This window comes from Streptomyces sp. NPDC051662, from assembly GCF_040681655.1.
Lineage (GTDB): Bacteria > Actinomycetota > Actinomycetes > Streptomycetales > Streptomycetaceae > Streptomyces.
This window is the reverse complement of the sequence record NZ_JBFAZD010000002.1, coordinates 419,700-441,759: the sequence shown is the minus strand read 5'-3', so window position 1 is coordinate 441,759 and position 22,060 is coordinate 419,700. Positions and strand designations below refer to the sequence as shown.

Sequence of the window (22,060 nt, the reverse complement as noted above, 5' to 3'; positions counted from 1 at the left end):
AGGGTCACTCACTGGTGTTACCAGTGCGTGACCGACCGGTCAAACGCGAATGAAACCCTGACGCGGCCCCCGGTCCACCCCCGCACACACCGACGCGGCCCGTACGCCCCCATGACCTGCGGGGGAGTACGGGCCGCGGGACGACTCGTCTCTACTGTCCGGTAGCCGCTTGTGCTCAGGTTCACACAGCCCGGCCGGGGCCCGAATCCCTTATCCGGCCTGGGCGGTGACCGTCGCGCCGCGCCGCTCCATCGCCTGCTGGTACAGCCGGCCCGCGCGGTACGACGACCGCACCAGCGGTCCCGACATCACACCCGAGAAGCCGATTTCCTCGGCCTCGTCCTTCAGCTCGACGAACTCGTGCGGCTTCACCCAGCGTTCGACCGGATGGTGACGTACGGACGGACGCAGATACTGCGTGATCGTGATCAGCTCGCAGCCCGCCTCGTGCAGCTGCCGCAGCGCCTCACTGACCTCGGCGCGCTCCTCGCCCATCCCCAGGATCAGATTGGACTTGGTGATCAGGCCCGCCTCACGGGCGCGTGTGATCACTTCGAGGGAGCGTTCGTACCGGAACCCCGGGCGGATCCGCTTGAAGATCCGCGGCACCGTCTCGACATTGTGCGCGAGCACCTCGGGCCGGGAGGAGAAGACCTCGGCCAGCTGCTCCGGTACGGCGTTGAAGTCCGGCACGAGCAGCTCGACCTTGGTGGCGCCGGTCTCGCGTCCCGCCGTCTGCGCGTGGATCTGGCGCACGGTCTCCGCGTACAGCCAGGCGCCGCCGTCCTCCAGGTCGTCGCGCGCGACGCCGGTGATCGTGGCGTAGTTCAGGTCCATCGTGACGACGGACTCGCCCACGCGGCGCGGCTCGTCGCGGTCCAGCGCGTCCGGCTTGCCCGTGTCGATCTGGCAGAAGTCACAGCGCCGGGTGCACTGGTCACCGCCGATGAGGAAGGTCGCCTCGCGGTCCTCCCAGCATTCGAAGATGTTCGGACAGCCCGCCTCCTGGCAGACCGTGTGCAGCCCCTCGCTCTTCACGAGGTTCTGCAGCTGCTTGTACTCGGGACCCATTTTCGCCCGGGTCTTGATCCACTCGGGCTTGCGCTCGATGGGGGTCTGGCTGTTCCGGACCTCCAGGCGCAGCATCTTGCGTCCGTCGGGTGCGACAGCGGACACGTCCGGCACCTCTCTCTGCTGGCGCGGCATTCGATTCTTCGGCGAACACCAGGTTACGCCCGATATTTGCGTGGCATTACGTGTGGCCAACCCGTGGCCAGAGGGACACATTCCCCCGGTCGGCCCAGGAGCCGGCCCAACCCCGGGGCCGTGTACCGCCCGAGGCGGTGTACGTCCCGGGCCTAGCCCCGCCCGAGGCCGTGCGGGCCCCGGGCCGTGTACGTCCTAAGCGCTCGCGCGCTCGACCTCGCGCGGCTTCGGCTCCGCGTGCTCCAGTACGTCCCGCAGATGCCTCTCCACCACCGGGACGACCTCCTCCACCGTGATCTCCCGGCCCAGCTCGTACGCCAGCGAGGTGACGCCCGCGTCCCGGATCCCGCACGGCACGATCCGGTCGAACCATGTGTTGTCCGGGTTCACATTGAACGAGAAGCCGTGCATGGTCACGCCCTTGGCGACCCGGATACCTATCGCCGCGAGCTTGCGGTCCTCCCGGCGCTGGCCCGCGTTGGACGGCGCGTACTCCGGACCGTTCAGCCGCGGGTCGAACTCCTCGTCCGCCACCCGTGGATCGAAGTCCAGCGAGAGCCCGCGCGCGGCCGGCCGCCGCGCCACCGGATCACCGAGCACCCATACCCCGCTGCGGCCCTCGATCCGGGAGGTCTCCAGACCGAACTCGGCGGCCGTGCGGATCAGGGCCTCTTCGAGCCGGCGGACATGCGCCACGACATCCACCGGGCGCGGCAGCTTCAGGATCGGGTAGCCCACCAGCTGGCCGGGGCCGTGCCAGGTGATCTTCCCGCCGCGGTCCACATCGACGACAGGGGTGCCGTCCAGGGGGCGTTCACTGTCCGCAGTGCGCCGTCCGGCCGTATAGACCGGCGGGTGCTCCAGCAGCAGACAGGTGTCGGGGATCTCGTCCGCGAAGCGGGCCGCGTGTACCCGGCGCTGCTCCTGCCATGCCTCCTGATACTCGACGGATTCCTCGCCGAACCCCAGGCGGATGTACCGCAGCTCACTCACGGCAGTGCCTCCTTAGAACCTTCACCGTGCACGTATCGCGCCTTCGCCACTGTACGGCGGGCCCTCGACGGCGAGCCGGGCAGGTGCTCGCGGGCACCTCACGCCGGCTCCCCGACGGGCCTCCGCCGGATCGCCCACGCGGGTCACCGCCGGACCGCCGCCGCCCGCTTGTCAGCAACGCCATCGATCCTCACACGAACGGATGAATAAGGGACGAAGCTGCCGGTGAAACCGGTCACTGCTACTAAATTCGCGCCGTTCCATGAGGGCTGCTCCCCGGGCCCGGAAGGCAGGAGACCGTACAGCTGATGTCGGAACGACCTCCGCAGCGCATCCCCAACCGCCAGCTCGCCGCGCTCATCTCAGAAGCCGGTTTCTCCCACGCGGGTCTCGCCCGTCGGGTGGATCAGCTCGGTCTGGAGCACGGCCTCGATCTGCGGTACGACAAGACGTCGGTGACGCGCTGGCTGCGCGGACAGCAACCACGCGGCACCACCCCCGCACTGATCGCCGAGGTCTTCACCCGCCGCCTCGGCCGCCGGCTCTCCGCCCAGGATCTCGGCCTGGACGCCTGTGCCCCCGTCTACGCCGGCCTCGAATTCGCCGCCACCCCCGAGGAGGCCGTCGACATCGTCGGCGGCCTCTGGCGCAAGGACTCCGGCAGCCACAGCGAACTGCGCAAGATCGCGTTCACCCCGGCCGGGCTGGTCGTCCCCAGCCGTGACTGGCTGATCGGCCGCCCCGACGAGCGGGTGGCCCACCCGGCCGCCGTCCCGCAGAACGGCTCCCGTGTCCCCACCCAGGGAAGAGCCGAGTCCCAGGCCGTCCCCCGGCAGCGCACCGAACGCGCCGTCGGCCAGCGGGTCACCGCCGGGGACATCGAGGCCCTGCGCTCGGTCGGTGACCTCTTCCGCACCCTCGACCACGCCTATGGCGGCGGCCACGCCCGGCAGGCGCTCGTCCGCTATCTGGAGCACGAGGCCGAGCCGATGCTGCGCGGTCTGTACGGGGAGAGCACCGGGCGCAGACTCTTCGCCGCCGCGGCCGATCTGACCCGGCTCGCGGGCTGGACCTCGTACGACATCGCGGCGCACGGCCTCGCCCAGCGCTACTTCGTCCAGGCCCTGCGGCTCTCCCAGGCGGCGGGCGACCGCGCGTACGGTTCGTACGTCCTGACCACCATGAGCCGCCAGGCGGTCTATCTCGGCCACGGCAGGGAAGCCGTTCAGCTGGCCCGCGTCGCCCAGCAGGGCATCGGCGCCTCCGCGCCCCCGGTCGTCCAGGCGCTGCTGCACTCCGCGGAGGCACGCGGACACGGCGTCCTCGGCGAGGTACGGGCCTGTACGGCCTCGCTCGTACGGGCGGAACGCGCCCTGGGGACGGCGCGCCCCGGCGACGACGTACCGCACTGGGCCCGCTTCTTCGACGAGGCGCAGCTCGCCGACGAGTTCGGGCACTGCCACCGCGATCTCCAGCAGTACCGCGCCGCCGTGCAGCACGCCGAGCGCTCGCTCCAGCTGCGCTCCCCGGCGTACGCGCGCAGCCGTCTCTTCTGCCGTGTCGTGCTCGCCTGCGGCCGTCTGGGCCTCGGCGAGCTGGACCAGGCGTGCCTGCTGGGCGCGGAGGCGGCCCAGCAGGCCACCGAGATGCGGTCGGCGCGGGCGGTGGAGTACGTACGGGACTTCGAACGGCGGCTGGAGCCGTACCGGGACGCGGCGGCCGTACGGAACTACCGCGACCGGGTCGCGGCGCTCGGCTGAACGGGTGTGCGTCCGCCGGGAGTTGAGCCGGTCCCGTCCGAGGTGAGTCGGCGCCCGGACGGGACCGGAGCCCTTGTGGTGCGCGGGGGCGTGAAGGACCGGCTACGCCACCGCCGGTAGCCGCGCCGGTCCGTACGCGGGGCGTACGCCCAGATCGCGCAGGATCGCGTGGGCGGCGCGGCGGCCCGAGAACAGCGCGCCCTGGACCGTGTTCGTATCGCGGTGATCGCCGCACACGTACAGCCCCGACAACAGCCGTACGGGGCGGCGCAGATCGTGCGGCGGGGGCATCGCGGGCACCGCCTCCGGGTCGTGGTGGACGGCCAGCAGCTCCCACTCGTCGGTCGGTGTCCCGTAGAGCCGCGCGAGCTGCGCGCGGACCGTACGGTCGAGAACGGCGGCCGGGGGAGGCGGCCCGAGCACCGTCGAGGAGATCAGCACACGGCCCTCAGGCGCGCGCGAGGGGTCCACCGCGCTCATCACGGCCGTATGCGTCACCGGTCCGCTCCGGTCGGCGTCCAGCAGCAGCGTCGGATCGGTCAACGGGGCCACCGGCGCGGTGTGGTGCAGCACCGTCACCGCGTGGAAGTCCGGCACCCGCAGCCCCGGCAACAGCTCGGCCGCGGCCCGCGCGCCCGTCGCCACCACGAGCGAGCGGCAGGTGATCTCGCCGTGCTCCTTGGTGGTGACACCGGATATCGACGCGTCCGTCACACACACATCCGTACGGACCGTGCCCGCCGGCAGCGTCCGCGCCAGCAGTTCGGGCAGTACGGAGGAGCCACCGGCGGTCACACACAGTCTGCCCCGGGCGAACGCGCGCAGCGCGAGGTCCGCGCACCGGCTCGACGTGGTCAGCTCCGGGTCGCAGAGCAGCGCGGACAGCAGCGGGCGGACAAAGCCGTTGACCGTACGCACGGGCAGCCCGCGGACCGACAGGGCCTCCAGCGCGGTGCGTTCGGGGCGGGCCAGCAGCCGGGAGGTCGGCGTCGCCGCGAGGCGGCCCAGGACCGCGCCCAGCCGGGCCTGGTCGACCGCGCCGCCGAGCGGTGGGCGGGGGGCGCTCGCCAGGGCGCGCGCCACTGTCAGTGCGCTCCGCGCGCTCCCTACGGCCCCGGTCCGGTAGTTCCGCCCGTCGCTGTGCACGACCACACCGGGCGAGAACATCCGCAGGGCGGCGCCCTCCAAACCCGGTGTGCGCAGCAACTCCGGATACGAGGTGGTGAGCAGCCGCCCACCGCGGTCGAGCCGGAAGCCGTCGACCCGGTCGGTGGCCATGCGACCGCCGACGTGGGGGGCGGCCTCCAGGACGCTGACTCTCACCCCGGCGCTGGTCAGATGATGAGCCGCGGCCAGACCCGCGAGGCCGGCTCCGATGATGACGACGTCTGCGTGGTGCGCGGTGCTGAGTGCGGTGCTGAGCACGTGCCCCTCCCCGAGGTCGGCGCGGCTGGGTGGGGGCTGATGCGCGCATCTGGCCCCCGGAACGCCCGAGTTGGGGTCGAGAGTAGGGAGGGAGGGGGCGGGGGGCGGACGCGCGCGGCGGGGGTCACGGAGGCAAAGGGGGCGCGGGTGCGGTGCGGGTCGCCGTCCGGCGGGGGGTCGTGGTGCGGGGCACTTTCGGCGCGGTGCGCCGTCCGGCGGGGGGCGTGGTGCGGTGCGCCTCCGGCGGGGGTGCGGGTGCGCCTCCGGCGGGGGTGCGTTGTGGTGCCGGGGGCCGGGGCCTCCGGAGGTACATGTCCGGACGGCATGATTTACGGCGCGACTCTGCCCTGTCGTTGGTTCGGGCGTTCGCGCGCCACAAATCACGCTTTAGTGTCCGGACACGCACCTCCTACGACCCCGACCCCCTCCCGCCGGTGGTTATCCGTCCCGATCCGGTCGGTACCGGCAGGTGGCCGGGTACGGGAGAGCGCCGCCGCCTCCCCCGCCCACCCTCGCGCACGACCGGGCCGCCTGAGCGGGCGGTGAAGGGGGGCGCGCAGGGATCGTGTCCGGGACGTAGAGCGTGATTTGTGGCGCGCGACCGCCCGAACCATCGTCTGGGCAGCTGCGCGCCGTACGGGGGTCCGGGGGTGTCCCCCGGGAAAGCACAGCATGCAGTCCCGGGCGCGAGCCCGGAGCGACCACCGGCAACCACCCGCACACAGTCACCGGCCCCAGCCGAAACGCACCGCGTCTAACGACCCCCGCCGGAGGCGCACCGTACCGCGTCTTCGATCGTTGGGAACGCGAACCTGAAGCCCGACTCCAGCAGCCGCGCAGGCAGTACCCGCTGGCTGCCCAGGACCTCCGCCGACAGCTCGCCCAGCACCACACGCAGCGCCACCGCCGGCACCGGGAAGGGCGTCGCGCGGTTCAGGACGCGTCCCATCGTCGCCGTGATCTCGCGGTTCGTGACGGGTTCCGGCGCGGTGAGGTTCACCGGGCCTTCCAGGGTTTCCGTGTCGATCAGATGCCGCAGCGCCGCCACCTCGTCGTGCAGCGCGATAAAGCTCCAGTACTGGCGCCCCGAGCCGAGCCGTCCGCCCAACCCCGCGCGGAACAGCGGGAAGAGCCGGCCCCAGGACCCGCCCCCGCGCGCGACGACGAGGCCCGTGCGCGCGAACACCGTTCGTACGCCCGCCTCTTCCGCAGGCCGGGCCGCTTCCTCCCAGTCCACGCAGAGCGAGGGCAGGAACCCGTCGCCGGGAGGCGCGCTCTCGTCCACCTTCCGGTCCCCGGTCTCGCCGTAGAACCCGATGGCGGATCCGCACACCAGCACTCGGGGCGGCTGGTCGAGTGTGGCGACGGCCTCCGCGATGGCGGCGGTGCCGAGGATCCGGCTGTCGCGGAGTTCCTTCTTGTAGGCCTCGGTCCAGCGGCGGTCGCCGATGCCGGCTCCGGCGAGATGGACGACGGCCTCGCAGCCGTTGAGGCGGTGGGCGTCGACCCGCTGGCGCAGCGGGTCCCACTCGACCTCGTCGGCCGTCCGGGCGGGGCGCCGCACCAGGCGGACCACCTCGTGGCCGTCGGCGCGCAGGGAGTGTGCGAGTGCCGTACCGATGAGCCCGGTGGAACCGGTGATCGCGATCCTCATGGGACCCATCCTGCCCGCGGAACGCCCCATGGCACAGTTGCGCCATGTCCGACGCACAGATACGTCCCGCGCTTCTCTCCGACGACGGAGTCCTGGGCGAGCTCGACCGGGCGACCTGGTCCTCGCTGCACGCCGTGTCGCCGCGGCCGGAGCCGCCGTACGGTCCGTTCTTCGACGCGCTGCACCGACCCGAGGACTTCCTGGTCGCGGAGGTCGACGACGAGCGGATCGCCGGCTACGTCCGGGTGGTGCGGCCCACGCCGCTCGCCAGTAACGCGCATGTACGGCAGATACAGGGGCTCGCGGTCCACGAGTGGGCGCGGGGGCGCGGTGTGGCCCGCGCGCTGCTGCGCGCGGCGGCGCTGCACGCGCGCAACCAGGGGGCGCGGCGGCTGACGCTGCGGGTGCTCGGCCACAACGCGCCCGCGCGGAGGCTGTACGAGGCCGAGGGCTATGTCGTCGAGGGGGTTCTGCCCGGGGAGTTCTTCCTCGACGGTGTGTATGCGGACGATGTGCTCATGGGGATCTCGCTGACGGACTGAGCGAGAGGACCTACTCGCCGCCGAAGCGCTCCGAGAGCCGTGGGAAGCGCTCGGCGAGCGCCGTCTCGTCCTCGAAGTCCAGCGGTGTGCCCTCCGGTTCGGCCGGCTGCGAGGCGATGCCCAGGGCGGGTGCCACCACGCCGGTGAGCTGCTCGTACGCCTCGTCCGCCGCGTATCCCAGCTCCTCGCCGTCCCCGTCGATGTCCGGGTCGAAGTCGTCAAGCAGTTCGGCCAGCGCGTCCGGCTCGTGCAGCGCGCCCTCGAAGATCTCGCGGCCCTGGCCGATGAGCCAGCAGCGGAAGTAGTCGAAGGCGTCGTCGCTGACGCCGCCGAGCAGCACGGCGGCGGCGCCCCACAGGTCCCAGCGGTACGCGCGGTTGTAGCGCGACTCGAAGTGGCGTGAGAAGTCCAGTACGGAGTCGGGGTCGAGTTGCAGCAGCCGCTCGACCAGCTGATCGGCCTGGTCCTCGGGGTCGCCCTCGGCGGCCTCGCGGGTGCTGTCGACGATCTCCCAGAACTCCGTCTCGTCCATCACGGGTCAAGCATCGTGCTTGGGGGAGGGCGGCGCACGCGGAGCCACGGATTATGAGCCGTTTCGTTGCCGGGTGTTCGGGTCGTCTTCCAGTTCGCCCCGTCACTCGTACAGCGTCCGCATCCGCCGTGCCGCCTCGGCGAAGCGGTCGCGCAGGGTGTCCGGTCGCAGGACCTCCACGTCCGGGCCGAGCGTGAGCAGCTGGGAGTACGCCACGTCCTCCGACTCCACCGGCAGCGCGAGCGTGAGCAGACCTCGGTCGTCCGGCGGACCGGCCGTCGCCAGCGCCTCGCGGGCGGCCACACGGTCGACGACGTACGGCAGCCGGTGGGCGCCGTCCGCCGAGAGCCGGACCACGATCTCCGTACGCAGCAGCGAGCGCGCGAACTCGGCGGCGCGCTCCTCCCAGAACCCGGGCAGATCGAAGGACTCATCCCGGAAAAAACGTTCCTGCAAGGTCTCCGCCGAGGCGAACCGGTCCACCCGGTAGACCCGGAAAGCCCCCTGGGAACAGGCGCAGACGTACCAGACACCGGCCTTCAGCACGAGACCGTACGGGGCCAGCTCCCGCTCCACCTCGGTGTCCTCGCGCCGGTAGCGCGCCGCGACCAGCCGGTCGTCCCAGACCGCCTCGGCGAGGACGGGCAGCAGCTCGGGCGTCTCCGGCTCCTGGTACCAGCCCGGCGCGTCCAGATGGAAGCGTTGCGCCGCCGAGTCCGAGGCATCCCGCAGCGAGGGCAGCAGCGCCGCCGACACCTTCAGCCGGGCCGCCGACGAGACATCGTCGAGCCCCATCTCCCGCAGCGCTCCCGGCACTCCGGAGAGGAACAGCGCCTCGGCCTCGCCGCGCGCCAGCCCGGTCAGCCGGGTGCGGTAGCCGCCGACCAGCCGGTAGCCGCCGCTTCTGCCGCGGTCCGCGTAGACCGGGACCCCGGCCTCCGAGAGCGCCTGGGCGTCCCGGGTGATGGTCCGCTCGGACACTTCGAGCTCCCGGGCCAGTTCGCCCGCGGTCATGGAGGGTCGGGACTGGAGCAGGAGCACCATCTTGATCAGCCGGGCAGCACGCATTGCACCATGATGCAGGGAGCCCCCGCCACGGCGTGACAGGGGCTCCCGGGGGCATCACCGGGCCTCAGGACCCGGCGGGCCTCAGGACCCGGCGGGCTCAGAGGCCGTAGCGCTCGCGGGCCTCCACGACCCGCTCCGGCTTGACCTCGCCCCGGCGGGCCAGCTGCGCCAGCGCCGCGACCACGATCGACCGGGCGTCCACACCGAAGTGGCGGCGGGCCGCCTCCCGGGTGTCGGAGAGACCGAAGCCGTCCGTACCGAGCGAGGTGTAGTCCTGCTCGACCCACTGGCTGATCTGGTCGGGGACCTGACGCATCCAGTCGCTGACCGCGAGGACAGGACCCGGCGCGCCGGACAGCGCGCGCGTCACATACGGCACCCGCTCCTCGCCACGCAGCAGCGCCTCGTCGGCCTCCATCGCGTCCCGGCGCAGCTCGCCCCAGGACGTGGCGGACCAGACATCGGCGGTGACGCCCCAGTCGGCGGCGAGCAGCTCCTGTGCCTCCAGGGCCCAGTGGATCGCCGTACCGGACGCCAGCAGCTGGGTACGGGGGGCGTCGGCCGCCGCCGGGGTGCCCTCCTTGAAGCGGTACAGGCCCTTGATGATGCCCTCCTCGACGCCCTCCGGCATCGCGGGCTGCGGCATCGGCTCGTTGTAGACCGTCAGGTAGTAGAAGACGTTCTGGTCCTCGCCGGGGAGGGGCTCCCCGTACATCCGCCGCAGGCCCTCCTTGACGATCACGGCGATCTCGTACGCGAACGCCGGGTCGTAGTTGAGGGCGGCCGGGTTGGTGGACGCGATCAGATGCGAGTGGCCGTCGGCGTGCTGGAGGCCCTCACCGGTCAGGGTCGTACGGCCCGCGGTGGCACCGACGATGAAGCCCTTGCCCAGCTGGTCGGCGAGCTGCCACATCTGGTCGCCCGTACGCTGCCAGCCGAACATCGAGTAGAAGATGTAGAAGGGGATCATCGTCTCGCCGTGCGTCGCGTACGACGTGGCCGCGGCGATGAAGTCCGCCATCGAACCGGCCTCGGTGATCCCCTCGTTGAGGATCTGGCCGTCCTTGGCTTCCTTGTAGTACATGATCTGGTCGCGGTCGACCGGGTCGTACGTCTGGCCCAGCGGCGAGTAGATGCCGGCCGACGGGAACAGCGCCTCCATACCGAAGGTGCGCGCCTCGTCCGGGACGATCGGGACCCAGCGCCTGCCGGTCTCCTTGTCCCGCATCAGGTCCTTCATCAGCCGGACGAACGCCATGGTGGTCGCCACGGACTGCTTGCCCGAGCCCTTGTGGACCGCCTGGAACGGCTTGTCGGACGGCTCGGGCAGGGCCACGGCGTGCACCCGGCGGGCCGGGGCGGGGCCGCCCAGCTCCGCGCGGCGCTCCTGGAGGTAGCGCACCTCGGGGGAGTCGGCGCCGGGGTGGCCGTACGGTACGAGGCTGTCGTCCAGCTTCGCGTCCGGGATGGGCAGGTCGAGCAGGTCCCGCATGGCGCGGAACTGGTCGCCCGAGAGCTTCTTCATCTGGTGGTTGGCGTTGCGCGACTCGAAGCCGGAGCCGAGCGTGTAGCCCTTCACGGTCTGCGCCAGGATCACGGTCGGGGCGCCCTTGTGCGCCAGGGCCGCGCGGTAGGCCGCGTACACCTTGCGGGCCTCGTGGCCACCGCGCGAGGTGTAGAAGCACTCGGCGATCTTCGTGTCGGGCAGCAGCTCGGCGAGGGCGATGAGGGCCGGGTCCACACCGAAGAAGTGCTCGCGGATGTAGGCGACATCGCGGGTCGCGTACGTCTGGAACTGCGCGTCGGGCACCTGGCGCAGCCGGCGGACCAGCGCGCCCGTGGTGTCCAGGGCGAACAGCTCGTCCCAGGCCGAGCCCCACAGCGACTTGATGACATTCCAGCCGGCGCCGCGGAACTGGGCCTCCAGCTCCTGCACGATCTTGAAGTTGGCGCGGACGGGACCGTCGAGGCGCTGGAGGTTGCAGTTGATGACAAAGGTCAGATTGTCCAGCTGCTCACGGGACGCGAGCGCCAGGGCCGCCGTCGACTCGGGCTCGTCCATCTCGCCGTCGCCGAGGAACGCCCACACGTGCGAGGCGGAGGTGTCCTTGATACCGCGGTTGGTCAGATAGCGGTTGAAGCGCGCCTGGTAGATCGCGGAGAGCGGGCCGAGGCCCATCGAGACGGTGGGGAACTCCCACAGCCAGGGCAGCCGGCGCGGATGCGGGTACGAGGGCAGACCCTTGCCGCCCGCCTCCTGGCGGAAGTTGTCGAGGTCCGACTCGGTCAGCCGGCCGTCGAGGAAGGCGCGGGCGTATATGCCGGGGGAGGCGTGGCCCTGGATATAGAGCTGGTCGCCGGAGCCGGGGGAGTCCTGGGACTCCTTGCCGCGGAAGAAGTGGTTGAAGCCGGTCTCGTACAGCCAGGCCGCGGACGCGAAGGTGGCGATATGGCCGCCGACGCCGAAGCGGGCGCCGCGGGTGACCATGGCCGCCGCGTTCCAGCGGTTCCAGGCGGTGATCCGGGACTCCATCGCCTCGTCGCCGTCGAAGGCGGGCTCCGAGGCGGTGGGGATGGTGTTCACATAGTCGGTCTCCAGCAGCGCGGGCACCGGGACCCCGGCCGTTCCCGCGTGATGGAGGGTGCGCCGCATCAGATAGGCGGCGCGGTGCGGGCCGGCGTGCTCGGTCACGGCGTCGAGCGAGGCCGCCCACTCGGCGGTCTCCTCGGCATCACGGTCCGGGAGCTGGTCGAGCTCGCTCGGAAGTTTGCCTACGGGGTCGGGCATGGTCGCCGCCTTCCGGACAGGAGGGGGGTGGAGAAAGCCTTGTCTGGCAGGACAGGGCGGAGGACTGGGTGCAGTCCGTCTAAGACTGTAAGTCGCTGATCGATGATCGATCAAAGGGTTGAAAGGCAAAACTTCTCGATCTGGAGGAATTGGCATTCCGTGCCGCAGAACGGGGCACCGAGTGACCGAGAGTGAGTCATGACAGAAGGGGCGAATCAGGCGCGCGGCGCACATCCGAGCACATGGTCCTTCACCAGTGCGCCAATGCCGGGATCCCTTCTGCGGAACGCCTGGACCAGCTCCTCGTGCTCCTCGGCGTACGACTTCTGCACCGTTCCGAGCCAGCGGATCGACAGCGCGGTGAAGACCTCGATGCCCAGCCCCTCCCAGGTGTGCAGCAACACACTGTTACCGGCCGCCCGCACCAGCTCCCGGTGGAAGGCCACGGTGTGCCGCACCTGACCGGTCCCGTCGGCTCTTCGGTCCGCCTCGTACAGCGCCAGTACATGCGGCTCAAGCGCCGAGCAGTCCAGCGCGAGGCGCTCGGCGGCCAGCTCCGCGGCGATCTGCTCAAGACCCGCCCGTACCGGATAGCTCTCCTCCAGATCGGCCGCGGTCAGATTCCGCACCCGTACGCCCTTGTTGGGCGCCGACTCGATCAGCCGCAGACTCTCCAGCTCGCGCAGCGCCTCGCGTACGGGCGTCTGGCTGACCCGCAGCTCGGTCGCGATACGCCGCTCCACGATCCGCTCACCCGGCTTCCAGCGGCCACTGACGATCCCCTCCACGATGTGCTCGCGGATCTGTTCGCGCAGCGAGTGGATGACGGGCGGGGTCATGAAGCGCTCCTGGGGGCAGCGGTCGATGGATGAACGATACGGCGGCGCGCTCCATACGGCGGCGCCCCCGCCCGGAAATGATCCGGGCGGGGGCGCCTTTGCCGTACAGGGTGCCGTGAGGCGTTTGGGGCCTACAGGCCGAGCTCGACCTCGAACTCGCCGGCTTCCAGAATCGCCTTGACCGCCGTCAGATAGCGGGCGGCGTCGGCGCCGTCCACCAGCCGGTGGTCGTAGGAGAGCGCGACGTACGTCATGTCGCGCACCGCGATCGTCTCGCCGAGGTCCGGGTGGTTGATGACCACGGGACGCCGGACGGTGGCGCCGATGCCCAGGATGGCGACCTGGTTCGGCGGCACGATGATCGTGTCGAACAGCGCACCGCGCGAACCGGTGTTGCTGATGGTGAAGGTCGCGCCGGCCAGATCGTCCGGGGTGATCCTGCTCGCCCGGACCGCCGCCGCCAGCTCCGCGGTCTTCTTGGAGATACCGGCGATGTTCAGATCGCCCGCACCCTTGATGACCGGGGTCATCAGACCCTTCTCGGAGTCCACGGCGATGCCGATGTTCTCCGAGTCGAAGTACGTGATCGTGCCCTCGTCCTCGTTGATCCGGGCGTTGATGACCGGGTGGGCCTTCAGCGCCTGGGCCGCCGCCTTGACGAAGAACGGCATCGGGGAGAGCTTGACGCCCTCACGCGCGGCGAAGGAGTCCTTGGCCTGGGCGCGCAGCCGCATCAGCTTGGTGATGTCCACCTCGACCACGGAGGTCAGCTGGGCCTGTGTGTGCAGCGCCTTCATCATGTTGTCGCCGATGACCTTGCGCATGCGGGTCATCTTGACGGTCTGACCGCGCAGCGGGGACGCCTCCAGCGTGGGCGCCTTCGGCGCGGCGGCGGGAGCGGCGGCCGGGGCCTGGGCGGCGGCCCGCGCGGCGGCCTTGGCGGCCTCCGCGGCGGCGACGACGTCCTGCTTGCGGATACGGCCACCGACGCCGGTGCCCTTGACCGAGGTCAGGTCGACACCGTTCTCGGCGGCCAGCTTGCGCACCAGCGGGGTGACATACGCGCCGTCGTCACCGGCGGTCGCGGCGGGCGCCGGGGTGACCGGGGCCGGGGCCACGGGCGCCGGGGCGGCCGGAGCGGGAGCCGGAGCCGCCGGGGCGGCCTGGACCGGCACGGGCGCCGGAGCCGGTGCCGGCGCGGCGACGGGAGCCGGGGCAGCGGCCGGGGCCGGAGCCTGCTGGACCACCGGTGCGGGCGGCGGCGCGGCCGGAGCCGGAGCGGCGGCCGGGGCAGCCCCCGGAGCACCGATCACGGCGAGCTTGGCGCCGACCTCGGCGGTCTCGTCCTCGCCGACCACGATCTCCAGCAGCACACCGGCGACCGGGGCGGGGATCTCGGTGTCGACCTTGTCGGTGGAGACCTCAAGCAGCGGCTCGTCCTCCGCGACCTCCTCGCCGACCTCCTTCAGCCAGCGGGTGACGGTGCCCTCGGTGACCGACTCGCCCAGCGCGGGCAGCGTGACGTCGGTGCCGGAGGCGCCACCGGCCGGGGCGGCGGGCGCGGCGGCCGGAGCCGGAGCGGGGGCCGCGGGAGCCTCGGCCACCGGGGCCGGGGCCGCGGGGGCAGGGGCGGGCTCGGCGACGGGGGCCGGAGCGGGGACAGTCTGCGTCGGCTGGGCCGCCGCGAGGCCACCCGTACCGTCGTCGATGATGGCCAGCTCGGCGCCGACCTCCACGGTCTCGTCCTCGGCCACCTTGATGGAGGCCAGCACACCGCCGGCCGGGGCCGGGATCTCGGTGTCGACCTTGTCGGTGGAGACCTCAAGCAACGGCTCGTCGGCCTCGACGCGCTCGCCCTCGGCCTTCAGCCAGCGGGTGACAGTGCCCTCGGTGACGCTCTCGCCGAGCGCCGGCAGGGTTACGGAAACCGCCATGGTCTCAGTTGCTCCTAACGATGGGGTCTCCCCAGCTCGCGCGGAGCGCCGAGCGAGGGGAAGTGCGGTAGTGGTCGTCGCGCCCGGACTGAAGCATCAGTCGTGGGAGTGGAGGGGCTTGCCGGCCAGGGCCAGGTGGGCCTCGCCGAGAGCCTCGTTCTGGGTCGGGTGCGCGTGGATGAGCTGCGCGACCTCGGCCGGCAGGGCCTCCCAGTTGTAGATCAGCTGAGCTTCGCCGACCTGCTCGCCCATACGGTCACCGACCATGTGGACGCCGACCACGGCGCCGTCCTTGACCTGGACGAGCTTGATCTCGCCCGCGGTCTTGAGGATCTTGCTCTTTCCGTTGCCCGCGAGGTTGTACTTGAGAGCGACGACCTTGTCCGCGCCGTAGATCTCCTTGGCCTTGGCCTCGGTGATACCGACGGAGGCGACCTCGGGGTGGCAGTACGTCACCCGGGGCACGCCGTCGTAGTCGATCGGAACGGTCTTCAGTCCGGCCAGCCGCTCGGCCACCAGGATGCCCTCGGCGAAGCCGACATGCGCCAGCTGGAGGGTCGGGACGAGGTCGCCGACCGCCGAGATGGTCTCCACGTTCGTGCGCATGTACTCGTCGACGAGGACATAGCCGCGGTCGGTCGCGACGCCCTGCTCCTCGTACCCGAGCCCCTCGGAGACCGGACCGCGGCCGATCGCGACGAGCAGTATCTCCGCCTCGAAGGTCTTCCCGTCGGCCAGCGTCACCCGGACACCGTCCGGCGTGTACTCGGCCTTCTCGAAGAACGTACCGAGGTTGAACTTGATGCCGCGCTTGCGGAAGGCGCGCTCCAGCAGCTTGGAGCTGTTCTCGTCCTCGACGGGGACGAGGTGCTTGAGGCCCTCGACGACGGTGACGTCCGTGCCGAAGGACTTCCACGCGGAGGCGAACTCGACGCCGATGACGCCGCCGCCCAGGATGATCGCGGACTTCGGGACCCGGTTCAGCGTCAGCGCGTGGTCCGAGGAGATGACGCGCTCGCCGTCGATCACCAGACCCGGCAGCGACTTCGGTACGGAACCGGTCGCGAGGAGGACATGACGGCCCTGGACGCGCTGCCCGTTCACATCGACGGAGGTGGGGGAGGAGAGCCGGCCCGCGCCCTCGATGTAGGTCACCTTGCGGGAGGCGACCAGACCCTGGAGGCCCTTGTAGAGGCCCGAGACGACCTCGTCCTTGTACTTGTGCACACCGGCGATGTCGACGCCGTCGAAGGTGGTCTTGATACCGAACTGCTCGCTCTCGCGCGCCTGGTCCGCGATCTCGCCGGCGTGCAGCAGAGCCTTCGTGGGGATGCAGCCGTTGTGCAGGCAGGTGCCGCCCAGCTTGTTCTTCTCGATCAGGGCGACGTCCAGGCCCAGCTGCGCTCCGCGCAGCGCCGCGGCGTAACCGCCGCTACCGCCGCCGAGGATCACTAGGTCGAAAACGGTGCTGGCGTCGTTCGCCACGTCACGTCCTCCATGCATGTGCGCCGGGCGCGGTCCGGTGACCGGGCGGCGGCTGGTCTTCGGCCGCTATGTCTTCGGCCCTGTGGTGGGGGCCCTGTCCTGCCGAGAACCCATCTTCGCACTTGTCGAAGCAAGACGGGACGCGGGGCCCCGGAGGTGAGACGGGCGACATAGTTCTACCGCCCCCACTCACCTCCGGAGCCCCGGTCCGCCGGCCCGCGCGCGCGGACCGTGACCCGGTCCGTGACTCAGCCCAGGTCGCCCGCGGCGACGCGCTCGGCCAGCTTCACGAGCGTACGGATCGAGGAGCCCGTACCGCCCTTCGGCGTGTAGCCGTACGGCGCCCCCTCGTGGAAGGCCGGGCCCGCGATGTCCAGGTGGGCCCAGGTGATGCCCTCGCCGACGAACTCCTTCAGGAAGAGTCCGGCGACCAGTCCGCCGCCCATCCGCTCGCCCATGTTCGCGATGTCGGCGGTGGGGGAGTCCATGCCCTTGCGCAGGTCCGCGGGGAGCGGCATCGGCCAGGACGCCTCGCCCGCCTCCTCCGCGATCTCGTGGATCGAGGTACGGAACGCCTCGTCGTTCGCCATGATCCCGAACGTGCGGTTGCCCAGCGCCAGCACCATCGCGCCGGTCAGGGTCGCCACGTCGACGATCGCGTCCGGGTTCTCCTCGGAGGCCCGGGTCAGCGCGTCGGCCAGCACGAGCCGGCCCTCGGCGTCGGTGTTGAGGACCTCGACGGTCTTGCCGCTGTACATGCGCAGCACGTCACCCGGGCGGGTGGCGGTGCCGGACGGCATGTTCTCCGCGAGGGCGAGCCAGCCGGTGACGTTGACGGGGAGACCGAGCCGCGCGGCCGTGACAACGGCGGCGAACACCGCGGCGGCGCCGCTCATGTCGCACTTCATCGTCTCGTTGTGACCGGCCGGCTTCAGCGAGATGCCGCCCGAGTCGTAGGTGATGCCCTTGCCGACGAGGGCGAGGGTCTTCTCCGCGTCGGGGTGCGTGTAGGCGAGCTTCACCAGCCGCGGCGGGTTGGCCGAGCCCTGGCCGACCCCGAGGATGCCGCCGTAGCCGCCCTTGGCGAGCGCCTTCTCGTCGAGGACCTGCACCTTGATGCCGTTCTCCTTGCCGGCGGCGGTGGCCACGGCGGCGAAGGACTCGGGGGTGAGGTCGTTCGGCGGGGTGTTCACCAGATCACGGGCGCGGTTGACCTCTTCGGTCAGCGCGACCGCGCGCTCGGCCGCGGCCTTGTGCGCCTTGTCGCGCGGCTTGGCACCCAGCAGCGCGACCTCGCCGAGCGGCTGCTTCGGGCCGTTGTCGCCCTTCTTGGCCTTCTTCTCGCCGCCCTGGTACGCGGTGAAGGCGTACGCGCCGAGGAGGGCGCCCTCGGCGATCGCCTCGATGTCCTCCGCCGCCTCGACGGGCAGCGCGAACGCGGCCTTCTTCACGCCGGACAGAGCGCGCGCGGCGACCCCGGCGGCGCGGCGCAGCGGCTCGGCGCCGTACGTCGCGTCCTTCTTCGGGACCGGGCCGAGCCCGACCGCGAGGACGACCGGTGTCTTCAGGCCCGACAGCACGGGCAGCTTGGTCACCTCTCCCTCGGCACCCGAGGCGCCGAGGGTCTCCAGGACGGAGGCGAGCTTTCCGTCGAACGCCTTGTCCACGGCCTCGGCGCCCGGTGCCACGACCGGCCCCTTGGCGCCCTTCGCGACACCGACGACAATCGCGTCGGCGCGCAGCGTCGCCGCCCCGGCAGTGCTGAGAGTGAGAGCAGTCACGGTGGTGAAATCTCGCTTCCGTTAGGTTCATTGGCGGTCGAGGGGTGGGCCGACCGTGCCCGCCGCATCGTAAGCGGGCGCTGCGCGCGGCGGGAACGAGCCTACGCTCAGTGATATCCGTCGCTCACCGGGGCGGCGGTTCCTTCGGCTGTGGGCGGCTTTCGCACCATTGCGTCCCGCCGGACCGCGCCCCGTACGGCGGCTGTCACACGCCCAGCGTCAGCGCGACCAGCGCCACGGTCGCGGCCGTCTCCGCGAGGGCGCCGAAGACATCGCCGGTGACCCCGCCGAAGCGCCGTACGCAGTGCCGCAGCAGCAGTTGGGCCGCGACCAGCCCGGCCACGGCCGCCAGCGCGTGCCGCACGGCGCCGTAGGGACCGAGGAGCGCGCCCGCCGCGGCGCAGGCCGCCAGGACGAGCGGCGCGGCGACCGCGGCGGACCGTACCGGCACCGCGCCCGCCACCGCCGCGCCCAGACCGTCGGGCCGGGCCGGCGGCACCCCCGTACGGCACGCCAGGGTGAGCGCGAGCCGCGCCGTCACCCCGGCGACGACGACCGCCACCGCGCCGCGCGCCGCGCTCTGCGCGTACAGACCGGCCACCGCCGCGATCTGCCCCAGCAGCACCAGCACCAGCGTGACCACCCCGAACGGGCCGATGTCCGACCGCTTCATGATCCGCAGCGCGTCCTCGGCCGGCTTGCCGCTGCCGAGGCCGTCCGCGGTGTCGGCGAGACCGTCGAGATGGAGAGCGCGGGTGAGGACGGCGGGTACGGCCACCGCCGCCACCGCCGCGAGCAGCGCCGGCGCGCCCGCCAGGAGCGGCAGCGCCCCGGCGCCCGCCGCGGCCACCCCCACGACCAGCCCGGCGGCCGGGGCGCTCAGCATTCCGGCACGGGCGGCGCCGCGGTCCCAGCGCGTCAGCCGGACCGGGAGCACGGTGAGGGTGCCGAAGGCGAACCGTATGCCGTCGGCCACCGGGGCGCGTGCGGTGTCCACGCGTTCGCCGTCCATGGGGGTCATCGCACGAGACTAACGAGACGACGGGACCGACGAGTACGCCCGGTCCCCCGACGGTCAGCGACGCGTTCCCAGCCTTCTGCGATGCAGCCACCCCGGCAGCCCCGGCGCCTCCAGGAAGCCCTCGGCGCGGCCCGCCGCGATACCGATGCGCAGCAGATCGGCGCTCTTCTCGAAGAGCATGAAGCGTGGCTCCCAGATCGGCCGGTACTTGGCGTTGGCGCGGTACAGCGACTCGATCTGCCACCAGCGCGAGAAGAAGCTGAGCAGCGAGCGCCACAGCCGGAGCACGGGGCCCGCGCCCAGCTTCGCGCCCCGCTCGAAGACCGACCGGAACATCGCGAAGTTCAGCGAGACCTGGGTGATCCCGATCTCCCCCGCGCGCCGGAGGAGTTCGATGACCATGAACTCCATCAGCCCGTTCTCGCTGTCCCTGTCACGGCGCATCAGGTCGAGCGAGAGCCCCTTGGGCCCCCAGGGCACAAAGCTCAGCACCGCCCTCAGCTCGCCGTTCCCGTCATGGCATTCGAGCATCACGCACCGGCCGTCGCCCGGGTCCCCCAGCCGGCCGAGCGCCATCGAGAAGCCGCGCTCGGTCGCGCCGTCGCGCCAGTCGTCGGCGCGGCGCAGCAGTTCGGCCATCTCGTCGGCGGGGATGTCCTCGTGGCGCCTGACCGTGACCCGGTAGCCGGCCCGCGCGACCCGGTTGTACGCCTGGCGCACGGTCCGCATGGCCCGCCCCTCCAGGGTGAATTCGGCGGTCTCGACGAGCGCCTCGTCGCCCAGTTCCAGCGCGTCCAGACCGTGCCGGGCGTAGATCGTGCCGGCCTCCTCGCTCGCCCCCATCACGGCGGGCAGCCAGCCGTGTTCCCGCGCCTCGGCCAGCCAGGGTTCGATGGCCCCGGGCCATGCCTCCGGATCACCGATCGGATCGCCGGAGGCGAGCGACACCCCGCCCACCACCCGGTAGGTGATGGCGGCCTTGCCGGTCGGGGACCACATCACGCTCTTCTCACGGCGCAGCGCGAAGTAGCCGAGCGAGTCACGCTCCCCGTGCCTGTCCAGCAGCACCCGCAGCCTCGCCTCGTCGTCCCCGGTGATCGGGTCGACCGCGCGCCGCGAGCGGAAGGCCGCGTACAACACGGCGAGCAGCAGCAGCGTGGACAGGACGTTGATGGTGACCTTGACCCAGCCCGGTGTCACGATCCCCGGGAAACGGGAGTCGTCGGCCATCAGCGACACGAGCCGTGCCGTGCCGTACCGCCAGCGCTCGGTGAAGGACGAGGAGCCCCCGGCCGTGTTGGTGACGGTGACGAGCAGCGCGGCCAGCAGCGAGGTGACCAGCAGCCCGCCGACCGCCACGGCCGCCGCCAGCCTCGGGTTGGAGCGGTCGCCCTTCGCGTAGAACTCCCGCCGCCCCAGCAGCAGCGCGCAGACGAAGGCGCCGGTCAGCCCGAGCGAGACCCAGTTCTGCGGGTACCGCCTGATCTCCGGAAAGACCATCACGAACGCGAACAGCAGCAGGAAGGACCCGGCGAGAACGAGATTGAGAATCCAGGCGGCACGCTTGCGGCGGCGCATGGTGATCGCGAGGAAGAGCGTGAAGACCCCGGACGCGAAGCCCGCCGTGAGCAGATACGGGGTGAAGTAGTTGTCGACGTTGTGCCGTCGCAGATCCTGTCCGAGCGAGACCCATACGGCGCTCAGGAAATTGACGAAGGTGACGGCGCGCAGATACCAGACCGCGAACGCCGCGCCGCGCCGCGAACGTTCGGTGGCCCGGCTCGCCCCGGTCGCCCGGCCCAATGGATAGACAGCCATGCGGACTTCTCCCATAAAACACGATCATATGGGGCATCGTGTTTCACGCAGACTGATACGGCCGCCCGTGGTAGCGACCGCACCGATGCCTCACTCGGTGACGTACTCCGAGGTGTCCTCCGCGTCCCGCGCCGCGGCCCGCTCCGGCAGCTCCGCCGCGAGAGCGGCGGCGGCCCGGACGAGCGGGAGCGCGAGCAGCGCCCCGGATCCCTCCCCTACGGTGACGCCCTGGTCCAGCAGCGGGTTGAGCGCCATCCTGTCCAACGCCTTCGCCTGCGCCGGCTCCCCGCTCAACTGGCCCGCGAGCCACCAGTCGGGAGCGCGGAACGCCGCCCGCTGGCCGACCAGCGCGCAGGCCGCCGAGACCACACCGTCCAGGATCACCGGCATCCGCCGTACCGCGCTCTGCAGCAGGAACCCGGTCATCGCGGCCAGATCCGCGCCGCCCACCGTCGCCAGCAGCTCCAGCTGATCCCCCAGCACCGGCCGCGCCCGGCGCAGCGCGTCCCGCACCGCCGCGCACTTGCGCATCCACGCCAGATCATCGATCCCGGCGCCACCGCGCCCGGTCACCACGGACGCGTCCGTACCGCACAGCGCGGCGATCAGGGTGGCCGCGGGCGTCGTGCCGCCGACGCTCAGATCGCCCAGTACGACGAGATCCGTGCCCGAGTCCGCCTCCTCGTCCGCGATCGCCATCCCGAGCCGTACGGCCCGCTCGGCCTCCTCGATCGTCAGCGCGTCCTCGATGTCGATCCGCCCGCTGCCGCGCCGCACCCGGTGCCGTACGACCTCGTCGGGCAGCAGCGCCGGATCGCAGTCGAGCCCGGCGTCCACGATCCGCACCGGCACCTCCGCCAGCCGGGCCAGCACCGCGACGGGGCTCTCGCCCTCCAGCACCGCGCGCACCAGCGACTGCGCGCTGCCCGCGGGCCGCCCGGAGACATCAAGCGCGGCGACGCCGTGATCACCCGCGAACAGCACGACGCGGGGCTGCCGGACGGCCTTGACCGGTACGGACCCCTGCGCGGCGGAGAGCCACTCACCGAGCTCGTCCAGGCGCCCCAGCGCCCCGCTCGGCACGGCCAGCCGCTCCCGCCGTTCCTCGGCGTCCCGCCGCGTACCGCTGTCGGGGCGCTCGATCAGATCGGAGAAGTCATCGAGATTAAGCGAGCTCATTTCGCCGAGGTTACCGTCCGGCCGGGGGGCGTTCG

The 22,060-nt window shown here is 71.7% G+C and carries 16 protein-coding genes; 2 read left to right on the top strand and 14 right to left on the bottom strand.

Annotation, left to right across the window (positions count from 1 at the left end):
* Positions 1-210: 210 nt before the first annotated feature.
* On the bottom strand, positions 211-1,176 hold the full coding sequence (lipA, locus tag AB0M67_RS04630; protein ID WP_365742541.1) for a lipoyl synthase: 966 nt from the start codon (positions 1,174-1,176) through the stop codon (positions 211-213).
* A 225-nt stretch (positions 1,177-1,401) separates the two neighbouring features.
* A complete protein-coding gene (gene lipB / locus AB0M67_RS04625) occupies positions 1,402-2,199 on the bottom strand; it encodes a lipoyl(octanoyl) transferase LipB (RefSeq protein WP_365742539.1) in 798 nt (265 codons plus the stop codon).
* A gap of 308 nt (positions 2,200-2,507) precedes the next feature.
* Here lipB and AB0M67_RS04620 point away from each other — a divergent pair, with 308 nt between their 5' ends.
* On the top strand, positions 2,508-3,959 hold the full coding sequence (locus AB0M67_RS04620; RefSeq protein WP_365742537.1) for a regulator: 1,452 nt from the start codon (positions 2,508-2,510) through the stop codon (positions 3,957-3,959).
* Positions 3,960-4,061: 102 nt separating this feature from the next.
* Here AB0M67_RS04620 and AB0M67_RS04615 read toward each other — a convergent pair whose 3' ends face one another.
* Positions 4,062-5,384 carry an NAD(P)/FAD-dependent oxidoreductase gene (locus AB0M67_RS04615; RefSeq protein ID WP_365742535.1) on the bottom strand — a complete coding sequence of 441 codons (1,323 nt, stop codon included), beginning with the start codon at positions 5,382-5,384 and terminating at the stop codon, positions 4,062-4,064.
* A 754-nt stretch (positions 5,385-6,138) separates the two neighbouring features.
* A complete protein-coding gene (locus tag AB0M67_RS04610) occupies positions 6,139-7,047 on the bottom strand; it encodes a TIGR01777 family oxidoreductase (protein WP_365742873.1) in 909 nt (302 codons plus the stop codon).
* A gap of 35 nt (positions 7,048-7,082) precedes the next feature.
* Between AB0M67_RS04610 and AB0M67_RS04605 the strand changes: the two genes are divergently transcribed.
* The gene (locus tag AB0M67_RS04605) at positions 7,083-7,580 is read left to right on the top strand and encodes a GNAT family N-acetyltransferase (RefSeq protein WP_365742533.1); all 498 of its coding nucleotides are present in this window, start codon (positions 7,083-7,085) and stop codon (positions 7,578-7,580) included.
* Between the two features lie 10 nt (positions 7,581-7,590).
* Here the strand turns inward: AB0M67_RS04605 and AB0M67_RS04600 are convergent, their stop codons facing one another.
* From AB0M67_RS04600 to cobT, 10 genes are all read right to left on the bottom strand, one after another.
* Positions 7,591-8,112, bottom strand: a complete 522-nt coding sequence (locus AB0M67_RS04600) for a DUF4240 domain-containing protein (protein ID WP_365742871.1) — start codon at positions 8,110-8,112, stop codon at positions 7,591-7,593.
* 102 nt (positions 8,113-8,214) lie between these two features.
* Positions 8,215-9,180, bottom strand: coding sequence for a YafY family protein (locus AB0M67_RS04595; protein WP_365742531.1), 966 nt, complete (start codon positions 9,178-9,180; stop codon positions 8,215-8,217).
* A 97-nt stretch (positions 9,181-9,277) separates the two neighbouring features.
* Positions 9,278-11,968 carry a pyruvate dehydrogenase (acetyl-transferring), homodimeric type gene (gene aceE / locus AB0M67_RS04590; RefSeq protein WP_365742529.1) on the bottom strand — a complete coding sequence of 897 codons (2,691 nt, stop codon included), beginning with the start codon at positions 11,966-11,968 and terminating at the stop codon, positions 9,278-9,280.
* 215 nt (positions 11,969-12,183) lie between these two features.
* The gene (locus AB0M67_RS04585) at positions 12,184-12,807 is read right to left on the bottom strand and encodes a GntR family transcriptional regulator (RefSeq protein WP_249950878.1); all 624 of its coding nucleotides are present in this window, start codon (positions 12,805-12,807) and stop codon (positions 12,184-12,186) included.
* Positions 12,808-12,938: 131 nt separating this feature from the next.
* On the bottom strand, positions 12,939-14,741 hold the full coding sequence (gene sucB, locus AB0M67_RS04580) for a 2-oxoglutarate dehydrogenase, E2 component, dihydrolipoamide succinyltransferase (protein ID WP_365742526.1): 1,803 nt from the start codon (positions 14,739-14,741) through the stop codon (positions 12,939-12,941).
* 96 nt (positions 14,742-14,837) lie between these two features.
* Positions 14,838-16,226 (bottom strand): dihydrolipoyl dehydrogenase, encoded by a 1,389-nt coding sequence (gene lpdA / locus AB0M67_RS04575; protein ID WP_365742524.1) that lies wholly within the window; start codon positions 16,224-16,226, stop codon positions 14,838-14,840.
* Between the two features lie 248 nt (positions 16,227-16,474).
* Positions 16,475-18,007, bottom strand: a complete 1,533-nt coding sequence (locus AB0M67_RS04570; protein WP_365742522.1) for a leucyl aminopeptidase — start codon at positions 18,005-18,007, stop codon at positions 16,475-16,477.
* Between the two features lie 205 nt (positions 18,008-18,212).
* Complete coding sequence (locus tag AB0M67_RS04565; RefSeq protein ID WP_365742520.1) at positions 18,213-19,028, bottom strand: adenosylcobinamide-GDP ribazoletransferase; 816 nt, start codon at positions 19,026-19,028, stop codon at positions 18,213-18,215.
* A gap of 54 nt (positions 19,029-19,082) precedes the next feature.
* The gene (locus AB0M67_RS04560) at positions 19,083-20,861 is read right to left on the bottom strand and encodes a phosphatidylglycerol lysyltransferase domain-containing protein (RefSeq protein ID WP_365742518.1); all 1,779 of its coding nucleotides are present in this window, start codon (positions 20,859-20,861) and stop codon (positions 19,083-19,085) included.
* A gap of 75 nt (positions 20,862-20,936) precedes the next feature.
* Positions 20,937-22,025, bottom strand: a complete 1,089-nt coding sequence (gene cobT / locus AB0M67_RS04555) for a nicotinate-nucleotide--dimethylbenzimidazole phosphoribosyltransferase (RefSeq protein ID WP_365742515.1) — start codon at positions 22,023-22,025, stop codon at positions 20,937-20,939.
* Positions 22,026-22,060 lie beyond the last annotated feature (35 nt).